18 protein-coding genes and 1 pseudogene are annotated in these 17,860 nt (G+C 28.2%); 14 read left to right on the top strand and 5 right to left on the bottom strand.

Annotated elements, in window-relative coordinates:
* The first annotated feature begins 20 nt into the window (after positions 1–20).
* From H8R24_RS02540 to H8R24_RS02475, 14 genes are all read left to right on the top strand, one after another.
* Positions 21–467: a phage holin family protein gene (locus tag H8R24_RS02540; RefSeq protein WP_187016959.1), complete on the top strand. Its 447-nt coding sequence runs from the start codon at positions 21–23 to the stop codon at positions 465–467.
* Between the two features lie 104 nt (positions 468–571).
* Positions 572–1,111, top strand: a complete 540-nt coding sequence (locus tag H8R24_RS02535) for a hypothetical protein (RefSeq protein ID WP_187016960.1) — start codon at positions 572–574, stop codon at positions 1,109–1,111.
* Positions 1,111–2,280 carry a PBSX family phage terminase large subunit gene (locus tag H8R24_RS02530; protein ID WP_187016961.1) on the top strand — a complete coding sequence of 390 codons (1,170 nt, stop codon included), beginning with the start codon at positions 1,111–1,113 and terminating at the stop codon, positions 2,278–2,280. The genes H8R24_RS02535 and H8R24_RS02530 overlap by 1 nt, the downstream gene beginning before the upstream one ends.
* Positions 2,268–2,876, top strand: a complete 609-nt coding sequence (locus tag H8R24_RS02525) for a hypothetical protein (RefSeq protein WP_187016962.1) — start codon at positions 2,268–2,270, stop codon at positions 2,874–2,876. The genes H8R24_RS02530 and H8R24_RS02525 overlap by 13 nt, the downstream gene beginning before the upstream one ends.
* 1 nt (position 2,877) lies before the next feature.
* The gene (locus H8R24_RS02520; protein WP_187016963.1) at positions 2,878–3,279 is read left to right on the top strand and encodes a hypothetical protein; all 402 of its coding nucleotides are present in this window, start codon (positions 2,878–2,880) and stop codon (positions 3,277–3,279) included.
* Between the two features lie 38 nt (positions 3,280–3,317).
* Positions 3,318–3,737 carry a hypothetical protein gene (locus tag H8R24_RS02515; RefSeq protein WP_222621506.1) on the top strand — a complete coding sequence of 140 codons (420 nt, stop codon included), beginning with the start codon at positions 3,318–3,320 and terminating at the stop codon, positions 3,735–3,737.
* On the top strand, positions 3,737–4,840 hold the full coding sequence (locus tag H8R24_RS02510; protein WP_187016965.1) for a hypothetical protein: 1,104 nt from the start codon (positions 3,737–3,739) through the stop codon (positions 4,838–4,840). The genes H8R24_RS02515 and H8R24_RS02510 overlap by 1 nt, the downstream gene beginning before the upstream one ends.
* A complete protein-coding gene (locus H8R24_RS02505; RefSeq protein ID WP_187016966.1) occupies positions 4,840–6,705 on the top strand; it encodes a hypothetical protein in 1,866 nt (621 codons plus the stop codon). Before H8R24_RS02510 ends, H8R24_RS02505 begins: the two co-directional genes overlap by 1 nt.
* Positions 6,706–6,745: 40 nt before the next feature.
* The gene (locus tag H8R24_RS02500) at positions 6,746–9,514 is read left to right on the top strand and encodes a hypothetical protein (protein ID WP_187016967.1); all 2,769 of its coding nucleotides are present in this window, start codon (positions 6,746–6,748) and stop codon (positions 9,512–9,514) included.
* Positions 9,515–9,625: 111 nt separating this feature from the next.
* Complete coding sequence (locus tag H8R24_RS02495) at positions 9,626–10,390, top strand: sigma-70 family RNA polymerase sigma factor (protein WP_187016968.1); 765 nt, start codon at positions 9,626–9,628, stop codon at positions 10,388–10,390.
* 8 nt (positions 10,391–10,398) lie between these two features.
* Positions 10,399–10,734, top strand: a complete 336-nt coding sequence (locus H8R24_RS02490; RefSeq protein WP_187016969.1) for a hypothetical protein — start codon at positions 10,399–10,401, stop codon at positions 10,732–10,734.
* Between the two features lie 425 nt (positions 10,735–11,159).
* Positions 11,160–11,531, top strand: coding sequence for an LPD29 domain-containing protein (locus H8R24_RS02485; RefSeq protein ID WP_187016970.1), 372 nt, complete (start codon positions 11,160–11,162; stop codon positions 11,529–11,531).
* Between the two features lie 99 nt (positions 11,532–11,630).
* Positions 11,631–11,939: a hypothetical protein gene (locus tag H8R24_RS02480; RefSeq protein WP_187016971.1), complete on the top strand. Its 309-nt coding sequence runs from the start codon at positions 11,631–11,633 to the stop codon at positions 11,937–11,939.
* A 6-nt stretch (positions 11,940–11,945) separates the two neighbouring features.
* Positions 11,946–12,497, top strand: coding sequence for a tyrosine-type recombinase/integrase (locus H8R24_RS02475; protein WP_187016972.1), 552 nt, complete (start codon positions 11,946–11,948; stop codon positions 12,495–12,497).
* A gap of 111 nt (positions 12,498–12,608) precedes the next feature.
* On the opposite strand, the gene H8R24_RS02470 is transcribed toward H8R24_RS02475, so the two are convergent.
* From H8R24_RS02470 to H8R24_RS02450, 5 genes and pseudogenes are all read right to left on the bottom strand, one after another.
* Positions 12,609–12,968, bottom strand: coding sequence for a hypothetical protein (locus H8R24_RS02470; protein ID WP_187016973.1), 360 nt, complete (start codon positions 12,966–12,968; stop codon positions 12,609–12,611).
* A 166-nt stretch (positions 12,969–13,134) separates the two neighbouring features.
* On the bottom strand, positions 13,135–13,773 hold the full coding sequence (locus tag H8R24_RS02465) for a hypothetical protein (RefSeq protein WP_187016974.1): 639 nt from the start codon (positions 13,771–13,773) through the stop codon (positions 13,135–13,137).
* A gap of 76 nt (positions 13,774–13,849) precedes the next feature.
* Entirely contained in the window at positions 13,850–15,628 is a 1,779-nt protein-coding gene (locus H8R24_RS02460) for a recombinase family protein (protein WP_187016975.1), read from the bottom strand.
* 7 nt (positions 15,629–15,635) lie between these two features.
* A pseudogene (locus H8R24_RS02455) lies at positions 15,636–16,334 on the bottom strand (magnesium chelatase domain-containing protein); the annotation flags it as partial.
* A 160-nt stretch (positions 16,335–16,494) separates the two neighbouring features.
* Positions 16,495–17,850 carry a RagB/SusD family nutrient uptake outer membrane protein gene (locus H8R24_RS02450; RefSeq protein WP_187016976.1) on the bottom strand — a complete coding sequence of 452 codons (1,356 nt, stop codon included), beginning with the start codon at positions 17,848–17,850 and terminating at the stop codon, positions 16,495–16,497.
* Between the last annotated feature and the right edge of the window lie 10 nt (positions 17,851–17,860).

Below are 17,860 nucleotides of genomic sequence, written 5' to 3'. Positions count from 1 at the left end.
AAATAAAAATATGAAATAAATTGAAAATAACACTAGTGCTTTTGGCAATAATAACAACATTTTTAACACCTATTCAGGGGTTATTAATTATTATGTTTATGATGGTAATGCTAGATACAGCATTTGGAATATACGTATCAATTAAAATAGAATCAATTAAATCATTCAAATCACATAAATTATTTAATATTGTGATTAAATTATTTTTCTACTTAACAACAATCATTTTAGCTTTTTTAGTAAATAAATATATAGCTGGAAAAATGTTATTTGGAATTGAATATTTAATACCAAAAATAGTTACAGCAACTTGGAGTTATATCGAATTAAAAAGCCTTGATGAATCTTCAATGAAATTAGGAAATAAATCATTTTGGGTAATCTTCAAAGAAATGATTAATAAACTAAAAGGAATGAAAACAGATTTAAACGAATTAATTGATGATAAAAAGGAAGATACAAAATAACATAACAACTTAATAAACTAAACCCACTTTAACGAGTGGGTTTTTTTATGGGTTTTACTTATCACAAAATGATAGTATTATTATGGTTATAAACATATTATATAATGAATAATGAATTTGAAAAAAATAAGGTTGGAAGACCATTTAAAATGCAAGTTTGGGTACAACAATTAAATACAGTACTTGAAGCTGATGATATAATTAGTTATACAGATGAAGACCTTGTTTTTTTAGTAAATCGAGGTTTACCAATTGATAGCCAAATATCAAAATCAACATTCGAAAAATGGAAAGCTGGAAAATTTCACCCAACCGAAGAAATTGGAAAAGAATTTATTGGAATGATTCATTTAGCATTAATAAGACAAAAAGCAATACTAGTAAATAAACTAATGAATGATACAACTGGTCAATGGACAAGATACGCTTGGTTATTAGAACGAAAATTTGCTGAATGGAATCTTAAACATATTTCAGAAAATATTAATAAAAATGAACAAGAAACAATCATTCAAATAACAGCTGGAAGTGAAGAACAACGCAAACTAATTGATTCATTAATTAATACTGATTTTGTTGAAATTAAACCAAAACAAATAGATTCAACTAACAATAACGAAGATGAAAATGATTTACCGTTTTAATGATAATACCAACAACAACATTTAATAAAATTGCAACACTTAAACAACCAATAAGAGTAATTCAAGGTGGTACAAGTGCTGGTAAAACATTTTCAATCTTACTGTATTTAATATATTATGGATTAAAGAAAGATTTACTTATTTCAATTGTAGCTGAAAGTGTACCAGTACTTAAAAGAGGTGCATATAAAGATTTTCAAGATATATTAATCTTATTGGATTTATATGATGAAACAAATCATAATAAAACTGATAGAACAATTAAGGTTGGTAAATCAACATTTGAATTTTTTGGTGCTGATGATTCAACAAAATTAAGAGGTTCAAGACGTGATATTTTATTTTTAAATGAAGCAAACAACATAACATTTGAAGCATTTTCTGAATTAAATGTTAGAACAAAATTGTTCACATTTTTAGACTATAACCCAACATCACCATTTTATGCACATACTGAATTGATAGGAAATGATAATGTTGATTTTCTTATTGTTACATATAAAGATAATGAATTCTTAAATGAAAAAATAATTGATGAAATTGAATCTTGGTTAGTCAAATCTGAAACATCGGACTATTACAAAAACAGATGGAAAGTAATGGGATTGGGTCAACTTGGTATTCAATCTGGGGCGATATACAATGATTGGTCAGAAATTGATTCATTACCAGAAAACGCAGAATTATTAGGTAGTGGTTTAGATTTTGGTTTCAGTAACGACCCATCAGCACTTGTAAGTGTATATCGTTACAACGGTGAAATAATAATAGATGAAAAGATATATCAAAAAGGTTTGTTGAATTCACAATTAGCATCATTAATTAAATCTAGTGATGCAAAAAATGCAATAATATATGCTGATTCAGCTGAACCAAAAAGTATTGCTGAACTTAAACATTATGGATTAACAGTATTACCAGTTATTAAAGGTAAAGATAGTATCAATTATGGTATTCAATTAATCCAAGAACAACCATTTAAAGTAACCAGTAGAAGCATTAATTTAATTAAAGAGTTACAAAATTATGTATGGGCAAAAGATAAAGATGGTAATCAATTATCAATTCCAATTGACACATACAATCATATTTTAGATGGATTACGTTATTTCTTTTTAATGAAATTTAGTAAAAAATCAACACACTTTAATTTAAAATGGAAAAGATAGTTAACTATAAAATTAAAAACTTTTTTATAATTCAAGATTATAAATTAATAGTTGATTATTTATCAATACTTGATAATCTGAATCCATTAAGACAAATACAAAATCCAAAATATAAATGGTATAAGATTAAAGAATCAAAAACAATTCAAATACCATCAATACTTGAATTAACATTTGGTGAAGTAACTGAAATAAGAAATTCATTTGGTAGTACCGATATTGAATCTATTATTGATTCGGTAATGATGTTAACTAAATTAAAACGTAATGAAGTATTAAATTTTACAATCATACAATTCTATGGTATTATATCAAGTATCAAAGCTGATTTAATTCAAATTCAAAATATGGAATTTAACGAATTAAGCAATGATGAAGATGATATAAATGTTGAATTAACCAACGCAAACGAAAGAATGTCAAAGTATGGTATTTTAAATGTCTTTGATAATCTTTCAAATGGTGATATAACCAAATGGAATAAAATTGAAAAGATGCAATATTTAACTGTATTCACAAAATTAAGTCTTGATAATACTAAAGCTAAAATTCAAAAAGAAATTTCTGAATTACAAAAGAAACAAATAAAAAAATAATATGTATGAACTATTACAAACATTAGCAATTAATAACGAATGGGTTTTTGAGTATTCAAAATCAGATTATCAAAATTTATATGATGATATGACAACGGATAAAGTTCATTTATTCATTGACCCAATAACTATTGATACATCATTTAGTGATGCTGGTGTTGAAACACATACATACAGCGGTAAATTGATGTTATTGGTATCTAGTGATGTTGATGAAGATTACAAAGATAAATATATCAACAACATTAAACCTCTTATGAATGAAGCTTCAACAATATTAAAAAATGCGTTGGTATGTGCTGATGCAACAATAAACAAATTTACACAAGTTGAAGTGATTAACCTTTTTGATTTTAATCTTGATGGATTATTAATAACATATTCAATAACACTTATTGAATAATGGATTTCTTTAATTATGATGAGATTCTTAAACAAGAAATGGAAGCAATAAAAGCTGATATAATTGATGTATATGAATCAAGTGGTAAAAAGGTATCAGGTGAGTTTTTAAATGGTTTAAATACGTCCTATTCGCCTAACAAAGCAACATTAAGTGGTTATGTGTATTTGGCTGGTAGGGTTGCAGGAAAGCAACCACCAACAGCACCAATTGAACAATGGTTAATAGCTAAAGGAATAACACCAATTGAAAAAAATATGAAAATATCAAGTCTAGCATATTTGATTGCTAGAAAAATTGGTAAACAAGGAACAAATAAAGAAAATCATTTAAAGATATATGAACAAGTTATAACACCAGAAAGAATTGATACAATTCTTGAAAAGATAAATAAAATAAATGTTAATCTTTTTATTAATGAGATTACAATAATGATACAAAAAATAGAGAATAAATAATGATTACAATAACAAATGATTTATTACCAATTAATCCAGCTTATAATGATTCAATAATTGAATTTGAAATTGATGAAGTTGGTACATATCCAAGCGCATATATAGTAATTGATTCAACGGATGATATTTTTGCTATATATGGAATAAATAATAAATACTTTTTTAATTTCAAAAGTATTGTCACATCATTAATCAACAAAAATAACTTTAAGGATTCAATTATACCACAATTATACTCATCTAGTATTTATGATGATGAATCACTTTCTTTAATATTACCAATAACTATTTATATTAGTGGTGCTTTTATTTCAAAGACTTATAAATTCAAAAAAAATGTTGAACAACTGATAGGATATAATGACAAAATCAATTCTAGTAATACTATTAACATTCTATTACCGACACAAAACAATGTTGATTACTATTTACCATATTTTGAGGGTTATCCAATCGATTTTGCCATTTTTGGTTTAACAACTGGTGATACTTATTATTTGAAAAACACATCAACTTATAATATATCAGCACCTGCAACATCATCAAATGATAAAGTAAAAAGATTATTTCTTTCAGATGGAGCAAATAACGAATTCTTAACCAATTTAATTGGTTTATCAACAACAGTTAATAAATGTGAATTATGGGTTAATGAAACATTCAAATCAAACCTATTAATCAAAAGGAATGAATCAAAATGTGGTGTATATCTTAAATGGTTTAATGATGCTGGAAGCTATTCATATTGGTTATTTGATGAAATAAGTGAATCAATCAAAACAGATACCATTAGTGAATTAAGTACAGGATTTAACAATCTCCAACACTTAACATCAACATCACAAATTACAGGTAAGAAAGCAGACAATGCAAAGGTGTTAACAACCAAGTTCAATGAATTTGAAAGAAGTTACATCCAAAGTATTTTAAGTTCACCATTTGTTGAAATGTATATCTATAACGAACCATTTAGACAAATGAATCAATATTCATTTATTGGGGTTGCTGTTAATGAAAGCAATACAGTATTTAACAAAAAGAATAACCAATATAAAATGAATGTTACAATAACATTACCACAGATTAACACACAAACATTATAATGGCAAATGAAAGAATTTTTATAAATGATGTTGAATTTGAATTAACAAATAATTCGACTGATTTTGCTCGAACACTTCAAGTAAATGATTTAATTAGTTTGCAATCAAGACAAACATCATATACAAAAAATATTCATATTCCAAAAACACCAAATAATTTACAAGCCTTGGGTTTTATTGGTGAATTTAATAGTACTGGTTATGCATTACCAAGTAGAAAATTAGAAGTTACATATATCGTTGGTAATGATTATATGATTTATAAAGGTTGGGGTGTAATTGAAGAAACAACTGATGAATATATTTCAATTAATGTGTATGATGGTTTAATTGATTTATATAAATCAATTGAAAATGTTACATTATCTGAACTTGATGTTGATGCTTTGGAACACCCAAAAACATTAACAAATGTTATTAATTCAATTACAAATATTGCAACAAGTCCATATACTTATATAGTTGCTGATTACGGTGGTAAAGCAAGATTTACATTTGTAACTGGTGGTACTAGTGGTACTAGTGTTAATATGGATTATTTAGTACCATCAGTTAAAGTAAGTTATTTAGTTGATAAGATATTTGATTATGCTGATGCAACCTACTCAGGAAGTACTTTTTTAACAACTGAATATGAAGAGTTATATATTAGTTATTCAAATGGTTATCCAGTTGATGCTGAACCAATTATATTTTATTCTAACACATCTTTTCAACAAGGTACAAACTTAGGTAATTCTAGTTATTCAGCATTTGTTGTTAAACATAATTCAGCAGCACCATATTCAGGTTCATTTTCAACTGATGAAGTTTATCTGATTCCAACTACTGGTGTGTATCAATTCGTTGATGATGGTGTTGGAACTGGTAAATGGGATAAAGGTATATATGGTCAAACTGCTTTTGGTATAAGAAATGCAATGGTTGTTGAAGTTATAGTTAACAACGGTACAGCGTATGATATTAAAACTAAACCAATATTAACACTTAATTCAAATGATACAATTAAAATAATTGCAAGAACATCTGGTGGTTATAAATTAAATAACATCACTTTTAAATTGAATCTTAAATATTATTTGATTGGTGGTAACGAAGTAAATTTTAAAAACTCATTAAAGGAATTTCAAGTAAAAGATTTTCTTAATGAAATTATATATCGTTATGGTTTAACCATTTATAAAGATAAATATACCAATCATTATACATTCAAAACATTTGATGAAATAATAAATTATGATAGTAATAATTTAATTGATTTATCAAATTCATTTGTAAAAAAAATAAATGAGAAATACAAATATGGTTCTTATGCGCAAAACAACATTATCAAATATAAATATAATGTTGATGGTTCAAGTTATGAAGATAAAACAATAACAATAAACAATGTTAATCTTGAAGAAACAAAGATTGTATTAACTTCAAAAATGTATGCAAAAGAAGAATTTCAATCAAAAGAACTTGGATACTATTCAAATCAATATTTATTGTGGACAAAAGATTTAAGTGATGGTGTAACTACATATAGAAGTTTAACAAATCATTTTCATTTCATATCGTTAAGTCGTTTAGATTTAAACACATTTATAGGTTCTGAATTAACTGGTGATAAAATATTAATTAATCCATTTTATCTAAGTAAAGATGTGTACTTACAACCTTATGTGAAATTTGAAGGTATATTAAATGATTTCAAATTAATAACTGCTGAAATGTATTTTGATATTTCTCAAATAAACAATTTTGACTTTTCAAAACTATATTATTTTAAACAACTTGGTGGTTATTATATAGTAAATAAAATACAAGATTATCAACTTGGTAAAACTTGTAAAGTAGAATTGATTAAAGCTAATTATTAAAAACAACAACAATAACGAAAAAATATATACTATGGAATAAATGGCTCAAATTATAGAAGTGTTATCACTTGATATTAACACTAATGCACTAATTAGTAAAATGACTGAAACACGTGCTGAAATTGATAAACTGAAAGCAGCACAAAAAACACTTACTGATTCCAATCAAACAAATTCAGATTCATTTACAAAAAATGTAGTTGAAATTGCTAGACTGCAAACATCTTACAATGCACAAAAAAATGTTGTTGCACAATTATCAACAGCAAACCAAGCTTTTGCAAAAGCAACTGATGCTGCAACACAAGCTATTGCAAAAGAAAATACTTCAATTGCCGAAGCTAGAGAAAACAATAAACAACTTTTAGCAATAAGAAACCAAATCAACACCAAAACAACTGAGGGTCAAACCGCAGTAACTGCAATCAATTCAAAACTAGATGAAAACAACAAATACATTAAAGATAATGTATCAGGTTTGGAAAAACAAAAAATTGGTATTGGTGATTACGGTAGAGCAATAACCGAATCTGTACAAGCATTAGGATTGCAAGGTGTTGAATTAAGAAATGTAAATGTTATACTTGAAAAATCAAGTGGTACTTGGAATTTCTTTAAAGGTCAAATGAAAGATGGTGCAGAACAAATAAAAAATTCAGCATCAGCAACCGAGGGAATGACAACAGCACAAAAAGCAATGACAATTGCAACTGGTGTTGGTACTGGTGCTATGAAAATCTTTACAGCCGCACTTGCAGCAACTGGTATTGGTTTAATCATTATTGCAGTTGGTTTACTTATTGGTTACTTCAAAACGTTTGACCCACTCGTGGACAAACTAGAACAAGGTTTTGCTGCAATGGGTGCAGCTGTTCGTGTGGTTCAACAAGCACTTGCATCATTATTTGATAGTACACAAGATTCATCAAAATCATTTAGTGAATTAGGGGATAATATGGCTAAAGCTGCAAAAGATGCAGCAAAGTTAAAAGCTGCTCAACAAGACCTTGCCGACTTGAATAACTCACAAGAAGTTGCCAACGCTAAAGCAATACAACAATATGCTGAACTTATACTTAAATCAAAAAATCGTACACTAACAGAAAAGGATAGACTAGCATTTTTAAAACAAGCAGAAGCAATTGAAACAGCAAACTTTAAACAACGTTCAGCACTTGCTGATGCTGATTTAAAACAATCAATTGAAGCTGCTAGAATCAAAGGCAGTTTAAGTAATCAAGAACTTGCAAACTTACAAAGAAATACACTAGCCTATGGTACATATTTATTGAACCAAGGTAAAATAACTGATAAAGAATTACAAGATTTAAAAAAATCTGAACTAGGTAAAATTGCAATTAAAGATGAATCAACTAAACGTTTAGAAAAGAATCAAAATGCACAAGATAAACTTGAAGATGATGCAACAGCCAAAAGAGAAAAAGCACAAGCAGATGCACAAGCTGCACAACAAAAAGCAATTGAAGCACATAACAAAAAAGTTGATGCTGGAATACAAAAAAACAAAGATGAAATTGATTTATATATTCAACAACAAGGAATAAAAAAACAATCAATGGTTGATGAGTTATCAACTGCTGAAACAGTAATGAATAAAAAATTAGCATTACTTAAAACAGAATTAGATAATAAGAAAATAACTCAAACAGCTTTTGAACTTGAATCATTAAAGTTAAAAAATGACTTCGCAAAAAAACAAGCTGATGTAACAGTTGCAAATGCTAACATTGAATTACAAAACTTTAAAGATACACATCAATCAAAAATAGATGCAAATCAATTCTTAAATGATACACTATATCAACAAGAACTTGAAAGAATTAGATTAATTAGCGAAGCCGAAGCAACAGCAGCTAAAGCATCATTTGATGCTGGTATTACTAATAAAACAGAATATGATGCAGCAATTGCACAAATTGATTTAACAACAGCAACAAACAAAAAAGCAGTTGATGATGCTAAAATTGTAGCTGATAATGAAAAGAAAATAATTGATGCAACCAACAAACAAGAAATAGATGAATTAGAGTTTCAAACCAAATTTGAAGCCGATACAGCACGTGAACAAATGCGTTATGATGCTGAACTATTGGCAGCCGATAAGAATGGAGCAGATAGAGATTTAATAGAACAAAAACACGCTGCAAACCAAAAAGCAATCGATGGTGAACTACAAAAAACAAAGATTGCAGCATTGGGAGCAACATTGGGTGTTGTATCTGATTTATTAGGTAAATCATCTAAAGCTGGTAAAGCGGTTGCATTAGCACAAGCATTAATAAATACCTATCAAGGTATAACTGCTGGTGTTGCTTTAGGTTATCCTATGGCAATTCCAGCGGTGGCAATGGCAGCTGCAACTGGTTTTGCAGCCGTTAAAAACATCATATCAACTAAAGATGTGCCGAAACGTGCTGATGGTGGTTTAATACCTACTTTATCATCTGGTGTTATCAATAACGGTTCAAACATTGTACCATTATCAAATGGTGATGATACGCTTGCATACGTTGGACAAGGTGAATTAATATTAAATAAGGAACAACAAGCACGTGCTGGTGGTTTTCAGTTCTTTAAATCAATTGGTGTGCCTACTTATGCAACTGGTGGTTATGTTGGTAATCAATCAATATCAAACACGGCTAGAATGTCAATAGATTATGATAGACTAGCTGCAAGTGTTGCACAAGCTTATGCAAATGCACCAGCACCAGTTGTAAGTGTTGTTGATATTAATCATCAACAAAATAGAGTAAGAATGGTTGATTCTTATGCTAATTTACAATAACAAAGAATAACATAATTAAACCACAAGTATAATTAAAAAAATATTTGTGGTTTTTTATTAATAAGTATGTCCTTTTGACAAAGTTGTGATATTTATTATTAAAAGAAATATATGATAACTAAACAAATGTATAACCAAATTAAACAGTTTGAAACACTAACAACTGAACAAACAAAAAATCTATTCATTGAATTGAATAATGGAAATAATAACGCAAAAGAAAAACTGATTCAACACAATATTAAATTGGTTATTCATTTTGTAAAACGATATAAAATTAAATCAAACTTAATTGAATTTGATGATTTAATAAGTGAGGGTACAATTGGATTAATTAAAGCAATCGAAAACTATAATATAAATAAATCATCAAAGTTTTCATTCTATGCTAGTTTCTGGATTAATAAATATATTACAGATTTTATAATTAATTATTCTGATGTAATCAAATCACCTTATTCAACAAAAATATCTAATGATAAAATTAAAATTGAAATAGCAAAACTATTTCAAAATAATGAATCTGAAATATATCCAGAACATATTGAAACATTAAACCTATTTACAACCGCTGAAATTCATCACTACTTTAATACCAAAGAAATAATTAAAGTTGATAATCTTGATATATTTTGTGATAATGAAAATGATGATTCTGAAATTGAAAATGAAAGACTAAAAAACCAAATTAATCAAAATCTAAAATTTCTGAATACACGTGAAAGATTTATTATTAAAACTTATTTCGGAATTGATACCAATCCAAAAAAATTAAAAGAAATCGGTGAAATTCTTAACATTACAAAAATGAGAGTTTCACAAATTAAAGATGAATCACTAAATAAACTTAAATTAAAATTTAAACCAGTTTACTAGGCTATGCAATGCGCCAGCTTTTCCAGCTTCACAAGGTTTTTCAAAACAAAAAACAACATAAAAAGATTTTAACACAAAAACCAATAACAATAAAACAATATCAACAATTAAAAATGAATAGATACCAACTACTAAAGAAAAATAAAAACACAATACATAGATTCGTTAAAAATGGAATACTTTCTTATATGGTAATAAGAGATATTGAAATATATGAAGCACTTCAACAACTACAAAAAGATATTCCAAAAGAACTAAAATATATTATGTTAGCTGAACAATTTGAACTATCACCCGATAGAGTAAAACAAATAATATATAATATGCAATCATTAATAACATAACATCATAACCAGCTAATAATTAGCTGGTTATTTGTTTGTAATCAATTAATAAACAATTTGTTATAAATCAAACAAAAAATTATTATGTCATATTAAAAGAATCACATCACCAACTTCATCAAAACTATCTTGAAATACATCATCAAACTATCTTGAAATACATCACTAAAATACTGCCAAAGCGTACATAAAAGATGAAATTTGAAAAATCTTGATAAATCACATCAAAATCTGTTAAAAATAAAATGTTCACTAATGTACTAAGTTAACATTATTTTGTTAACACTAGTAAAATCAATACTTCACAAGGTTTTTGAAAATCATAAATAAAAATAATGTTCACTTTTGATAAAATATGTTTGGAAGTGAACATTTAATTTATATCTTTGTGGGGCAATAAAGCAATAACATAAATTAATAACACAATGGCTTATATCACATCAGAATCAGTAAAAGAAATTAGAAACAATTTGAAAGTACTATTTCCAGCAAAACAAGGTTGGAAATTTAGTGTAACTAGACAACATTATTCAAATGTACGTTGTGAAATATTAACAGCACCAGTTGAATTAAGATTAGATACAACAAGAACAAATGAATCAGTTAATAATTTTTGGATTGAATCACGTTATGATGGTAATAATGATGCAGCAACTGCAATACTTAAATCAATCAATGATATTCTTAATCTAAACAATTATGATAATTCAGATGCACAAACAGATTATTTTGATTGTGGTCATTATGTAACACTAACAATTGGTGCTTGGGATAAACCATTTCAAGTTGTTGCATAATACCAAAACCTTTTTTTTAAATAAAAATGTTCACTTATATTTGCGGGTGAACATTTTTTTATTACATTTGTACCAAGATAATCAAAACACAAACATATTATGATACCTAAAGCAATCCTAAACAAAGTAACAAAGTTAAATGAAATGATTGCATCACATATTGATTCAGATGGTGGTGCAATAGGTGTAATTGATACAAATGGTACTTGGCAAGCACCAACAGTATATTCAATAGTTATTAACTTAAATAGCATTAGAATTGATTCTTATGATGTGTATGTTAATGAAACTAAAGTATATGATTCATTCAGATTCAACAAATCAAATCCATATCAACAAATAGAATGTAATGAAACATTGAATGACTTGATTAAACAATATCGTAAATCAATTAAATCTTTAAACTAAAATATTATGTCACTAAAGAACTCAACAACAACAGCTGATTATATAGACTTTGATAGAGCATCAAACGTTGCATCTAAACTACTAAAAGAACCTAAAACAGTATTGATAGGTAAATATATTATTATTGCAATGAATACTGGTTTAAGATGTAGTGATATACTTGCATTAACTTGTGAACAATTAAAACAACCATCTGTAACAATAACCGAGGGTAAAACAGAAAAGAAAAAAACCTTTGCAGTTAATGATGCAATCCGTGCCATTGTTCCAGCTGATGCAACTGGTGGTTTATTCATTACACAAAAAGGTGGTATAATATCTATTCAACATCTGAACCGATTGTTAAAGGATGCGTTCGCAAAAGAAAGTAAAACACTTAACATATCATCACATTCATTAAGAAAGTCATTTGGTCGTAGAGTATTTTTTAATAATGGTGAATCAGAAAAAGCTTTGGTGTATCTAAGTGATTTGTTTAATCATTCATCAATTGCTGTTACTAGAAAATATTTAGGTATTCGACAAGATGAATTAAATGATATATATCTTAATCTTTGATACCTTGTTTTAATTATCTATGCTGTTTGATGTGTTGTACGGTTGTTAAAATTATCGTTGCTTATATCGCTTTAAAATGCGTCATTATATTAAACAAAAAAAACCATTCAATTACTGAATGGTTTCTTTGTTTAATGTAGTATATGAAATAACAGCTTTTAAATCACTTGGTTCAGCAGCATCAATACCAATCTTAACTTGATATTGTTTGTCTGTTTTAACAACATACAATGTGTACTTGTAGTGGTTATCAACATCATCTTTATCTTCATTTATGTAACTACCAATCAAATTTACACCGTTATTAATCTTTACGTTTTGTTGGTATTGGTTAACCAGAATCAACAAAGATTTAATTGGTTCAACACATTCAGCAAACCTTTTTGATTGTATGTGTTCAGTTAAAGAATGTGAATCTGGATAATAAGGTTGATAAGGATAATTATATATTAACTTTGTTTTTTTTAACATTATTTATTTTAAAGCAATTTAAGCAACTATATAATTTTATATAGCACCTATATCATTTGTTATTTATATCGTCTTATTTGGTCTGTATTGAAGCGTAGTGAATAAATAAAGGATAACTGTAACGGTTATCCTTTAATGTTCTTAGGTGGTATTTGTTTTTGTAATATTATAGTTTACCTAAATCACCACCTAAATCTGTTTTAATAATTGATTGTGATGAATATTCTTTTGGTAAATTATTCTTTGGTGGAAATAGTTTATCAAGTTCTTCTTTTGTTGCTTCTGGTTTCAAATACTTGAATAAGTTTCTTGCTGATAGTGTTTCTTTTTTACCGTCAATCTTTTCATTTATTGTACTGGTGATTGGTTGACCCTTAGCACCAATCAAAGCTGTTTTATCATCATTCAATTTATACTTAGGAGCATCACCAACTTTTAATTCAGATATTAACCTTGCTTTTGCTCGTAATGCTAATACTACTTTTATTTCAGGTCTTTTAATTTCAAAATCAACACCGTATTTTTCTTTAAATTCATCTTTGTATTCACCTATATTTTGAATTAATAGATTTTCTTCTTGTTTGTGTTTTTTACTTAATTCTTTTTCTTCATCATCGATTTTCTTTTTAAGGATATTCCACTCACTTTTAATTTTTTGACTTAATTCAAATCTTGCATCATCAACTTGTGCTGATAATTCAAGTTGTTTTATTTCCTTTTCTAATTCAGCAGCTCTTTTTGCTTTTAGTTCAGCAATTTGTTCATCAATCGTTAAGACTGGTTTTTTTGATAGTGGTGTTGCCATAGTATTTATTATTTAATTTGTTGTTAATATTTATATTGATATCCAAAGATTAATAATTTAATTTTATATAACCTAATTATAGATTTAATTTATTTAACACATTCCACTTTTTAATATTAGGTATATGATTTGGAATTACTGTTTCTCTATGAAAATTTATATCAACATTACCGCTAACTTTCATAAATGATATTTTAGGTTGTTGTGTTATTTTCTTATCTATTATTAAATAATTCACTTCAATATTTTTACAATTTCTTTGTGAATAAATTTCTGGATTTGTCAATAAACCATAGGTTGTACCATCTTTAATTATCAATTCCAATACAGTATATTGTACATTATGTTGAATGATATTAATATCATCAATGAAAATATTAATATACTTTTTTAGTAGTTCTTTATCGCTTTCAATCGTTGATAGATTATCATTAATGATTGATTCAACATCACCTTGTTTATCAAAGATTAAAAGTTTATTAGATTCAATCTTTGATTTTTCTTGTTGGATTTTATTATAATCATTTTCAAGTTTTTCAATCTTTTTACCAGTAGTTTCAATAAGAGTTAAAACACCAGCACTTGATAATTTTCCAACTGATTTTAAGATTGCAACGTTTTCATCAATATTGTTTTGAATTTCTTTTTCACGTTGGATAAGATTTGATAAATGGTTATCCATTTCAAGTAAGTATTCATCAGGATTGATTTCATTTATCTTTTTTGATAATGCTGGTAAATCCAATTTAATGAGTTGCCAAACTGCACTATCAATTAAATTCATACTTAATGATTTTCCAACACTTGAACAAGATTGCGTATCTGTTCTTGATGTGCATCTATAACTGTTTTTTGCTCCATCTTTTCTTATTCTATAATTACCACCTAATTTACGTCCACAAGCTGGACAATTTAATATTTTTGATAGTAGTGTAATATGTTTAGTTTCTTTATCTGAATTAATGATATTTGATTTAAGTTTTGCTTGTACCTTTTCAAATGTATCAACATCAATAATTGGTACATACTTAATCTTGGTTGATGAAACTAGATATTCTGGTGCATTGGACACAATACCAAACTTTGGATTTTTCCGTTTATTGTTGGTTACTTTTTCACCAGTATAAGCTTGTTCTTTCAGTAGTTTGTTTACGTTCCGTTTACTATGTGTGTATTTATGACAACCACGTTTCACACATTCAATTGATATTGATTTAATTGATGGGTTTACTATTGTTGGATTGTTAGTACTTGTTAAACCGTTTAAATACCAGTTAAATATTTGTCTAACAATTGTTGCTTGTTCATCATTAAGTATTAGTGTATTCTTATTGATTTCTGGGATTAAGAACCTATCATATCCAAATAGGATTTTACCACCGATTGATAGCCCTTGTGCCATTAGTTCTTTTCGTTTTCTTTGGAATCTTTCAAGTTTTTGTTTCACTTCCGATTCACTGAACATACCGTACAAAGTGAATATCATTTCACTTTGTTGATTGATTTTACCATCATCATCCAACAATTTAAAATTCAAATCTTTTATGTATATTTGGATTTGATTATTTTCACAATGTTCTTTGATTTGGTGTAGGATACTTTGCCGTCTGGCTAAACGGCTCAATTCTGTTATTAAAATTGTATTATATTCTGGATTTTGTTCTTGGAACTGAAACATTTGATTTGTACCAACCTTTTGACTTAAATCAGCAAATGCTGTTTCTTTGGTTTCAATTACTTTGAAATGTGTATAACCTAAACTTTTACCATATTGTTCAAGGTCATAAATTTGGGCTTGGTAGTCCTGAATTTCCGTAGACACTCTTACTAGTAATATTGCGTGATGGTTTTTCATATTCTCTTTTTTTACAAAGATATGTAAAACGTTCGTTTGTGTACGTCATTATCATAATATTATGACCTCCCGCTGCAGCGATCTCCATACAACGCTTAATGGACTCTTGCCCTTTCACGTCGCTAAAATCAAATTCGGGGAAATCTAAGTCTTTGTAGAACTCGGCTCTCGTATCAATTGTTGTGGGCTCTAAGGTGCCTTTACCTTCCAAAAAATCAATCACTTCCTGAACATTAGAAATACCATAAACATCAAGTCCTGCAACGATAGCAGCTTCTTTTACGTTTTGTATTGGCAGAAAAAAGCCTTTAAAACCTTCTTCTTTGGCTTTTATGGCAATGGGCAAGGCTCCCCGAATAGGCTGTAAACTTCCATCAAGAGAAAGTTCACCCATAATAATATACTTATCAATATCCTTGGCCTCAATTTGCTGTGAAGCGACTAAAATGCCTATCGTCAAAGTTAAATCGTATGCCGATCCTTCTTTGCGTAAATCAGCAGGCGCCATGTTGATCGTTATCTTTTTACCAGGCATTTGATAGCCGTTGTTTTTAAGAGCGGCCGCAATACGATAACTGCTTTCTTTAATCGCGTTGTCGGGCAAACCCACCAAATGGTACCCTACCCCTTTGTCAATATTTACTTCCACAGTAATTGTAGTAGCTTCTACACCAAAAACGGCACTTCCAAAAACTTTTACTAACATATCGCGTATTTTTTTTTAAAAATAATGAATTTTAAAACACCAACAGTAGAATTATCTGACTAAATAATAGCGATTTAGCAAGTTTTTTATTTAAATATTGAAAATAAAAAAGAGTTGTGTTTGACCACAACTCTTTCACTTACTTTAAACAATTTATTAGTTAATACCCATCATTCTGAATTAAATTCTTGTTGACATCCATTTCTCTTAAAGGGATCGGTAAAACGAGATTATTAGCATTGTAAGGCAAAGATCCTATGTTTTGTTTTAACCTTTTTGCATCAAATAACGCAAATCCTTCGAAGGATAATTCTCTTTTTCTTTCCATCAGTATAGTCGCCAAATCTACCGTGGTGAATAAAGTAGCACTTGAACGGAACCTCAACATATTAATATCATCTAAAGGCGATAGTCCCAAAACTGTTCCTTCTCTAAAATTAGCCTCTGCACGTATCAAATACATTTCGCCTAAGCGCAAAAACGGGATGTTTGCATATTGGCTTTTCCATTTTGTGGTACACCAATAACCAGCCTCATAAAAGAATTTCGATCTTTCATCATTTGCATCATCATAAATATCCCAATGCTGATCTTCAATATCAACATCTGGATTTCCAGAACGACCTCCAAAATCAGATCCTGCCCAAAAAAGATTAAAATCATTTATACTATCATCTTGACTATTTACCTGCCATGCAAACAAATCTTCGGTTGAATTTTCCGAATTATTAAACGCTTTAGCAAAAGTGGTAGTTAATGCTGAGCCACTATCTTTGATTACAATATTAGCCATATTTCGTGCATTTATATAATCTCCTTTTTGCAAATAGACACGAGCCAAAAGTGCTGCTGCACTATATTTTGTAGCATATACCCCATTTGTTTCTGGTAGTAAAGTATATGCAGCCGTTAAATCAAGTATTACTTGGGTATACACTTCCTCAAGAGTATTCCTAGATGGAAAAGTAATTTTAGAAGGATCTAAAACTGGATCCAATACTATAGGAACTCCAAGTTGATTGTTTACAGAACCCTTTATATAGGGTTTTGAAAATAATCTTCCTAAGTCAAAATAAACTAATCCTCTAAGAAATTTTGCTTCGCCTTCGGCAACATCTTTTTCGGATGCGTTTGTAAAAACAGCTAAATTAGCCAATATTATATTGGATTGATTGCTTATTTTATAACCATTAAGCCAGATCTCTCTCACATAACTATTATCTTTTAAGATAGCTTTCTCGTTATATTCACCTGGCTGACTATAGGTTCCATTCCAATAAATATCACCGTCATTCGCTATTAACTCTGATGCCAATGCAATATCTCCACCATAACTAACACTTGATCTTGCATCTGCATAAGCATTATTTAAAATTTTACGAAGATTTGATGAAGTGCTTATGGCAACATCAGTTGTTATATCCTGCTCAGGCGTAATATCTAGATTATCATTACATGCTAAAAAAGAAAGTGCAATAAATGATATTAAAATTATTTTATATTTATACTTTTTCATATCTAATTTC

Origin of the sequence: Flavobacterium muglaense (genome assembly GCF_014305155.1) — a bacterium.
In the GTDB taxonomy this organism is placed as follows: Bacteria; Bacteroidota; Bacteroidia; order Flavobacteriales; family Flavobacteriaceae; genus Flavobacterium; species Flavobacterium muglaense.
This window is presented reverse-complemented; position numbering and strand designations above follow the sequence as displayed.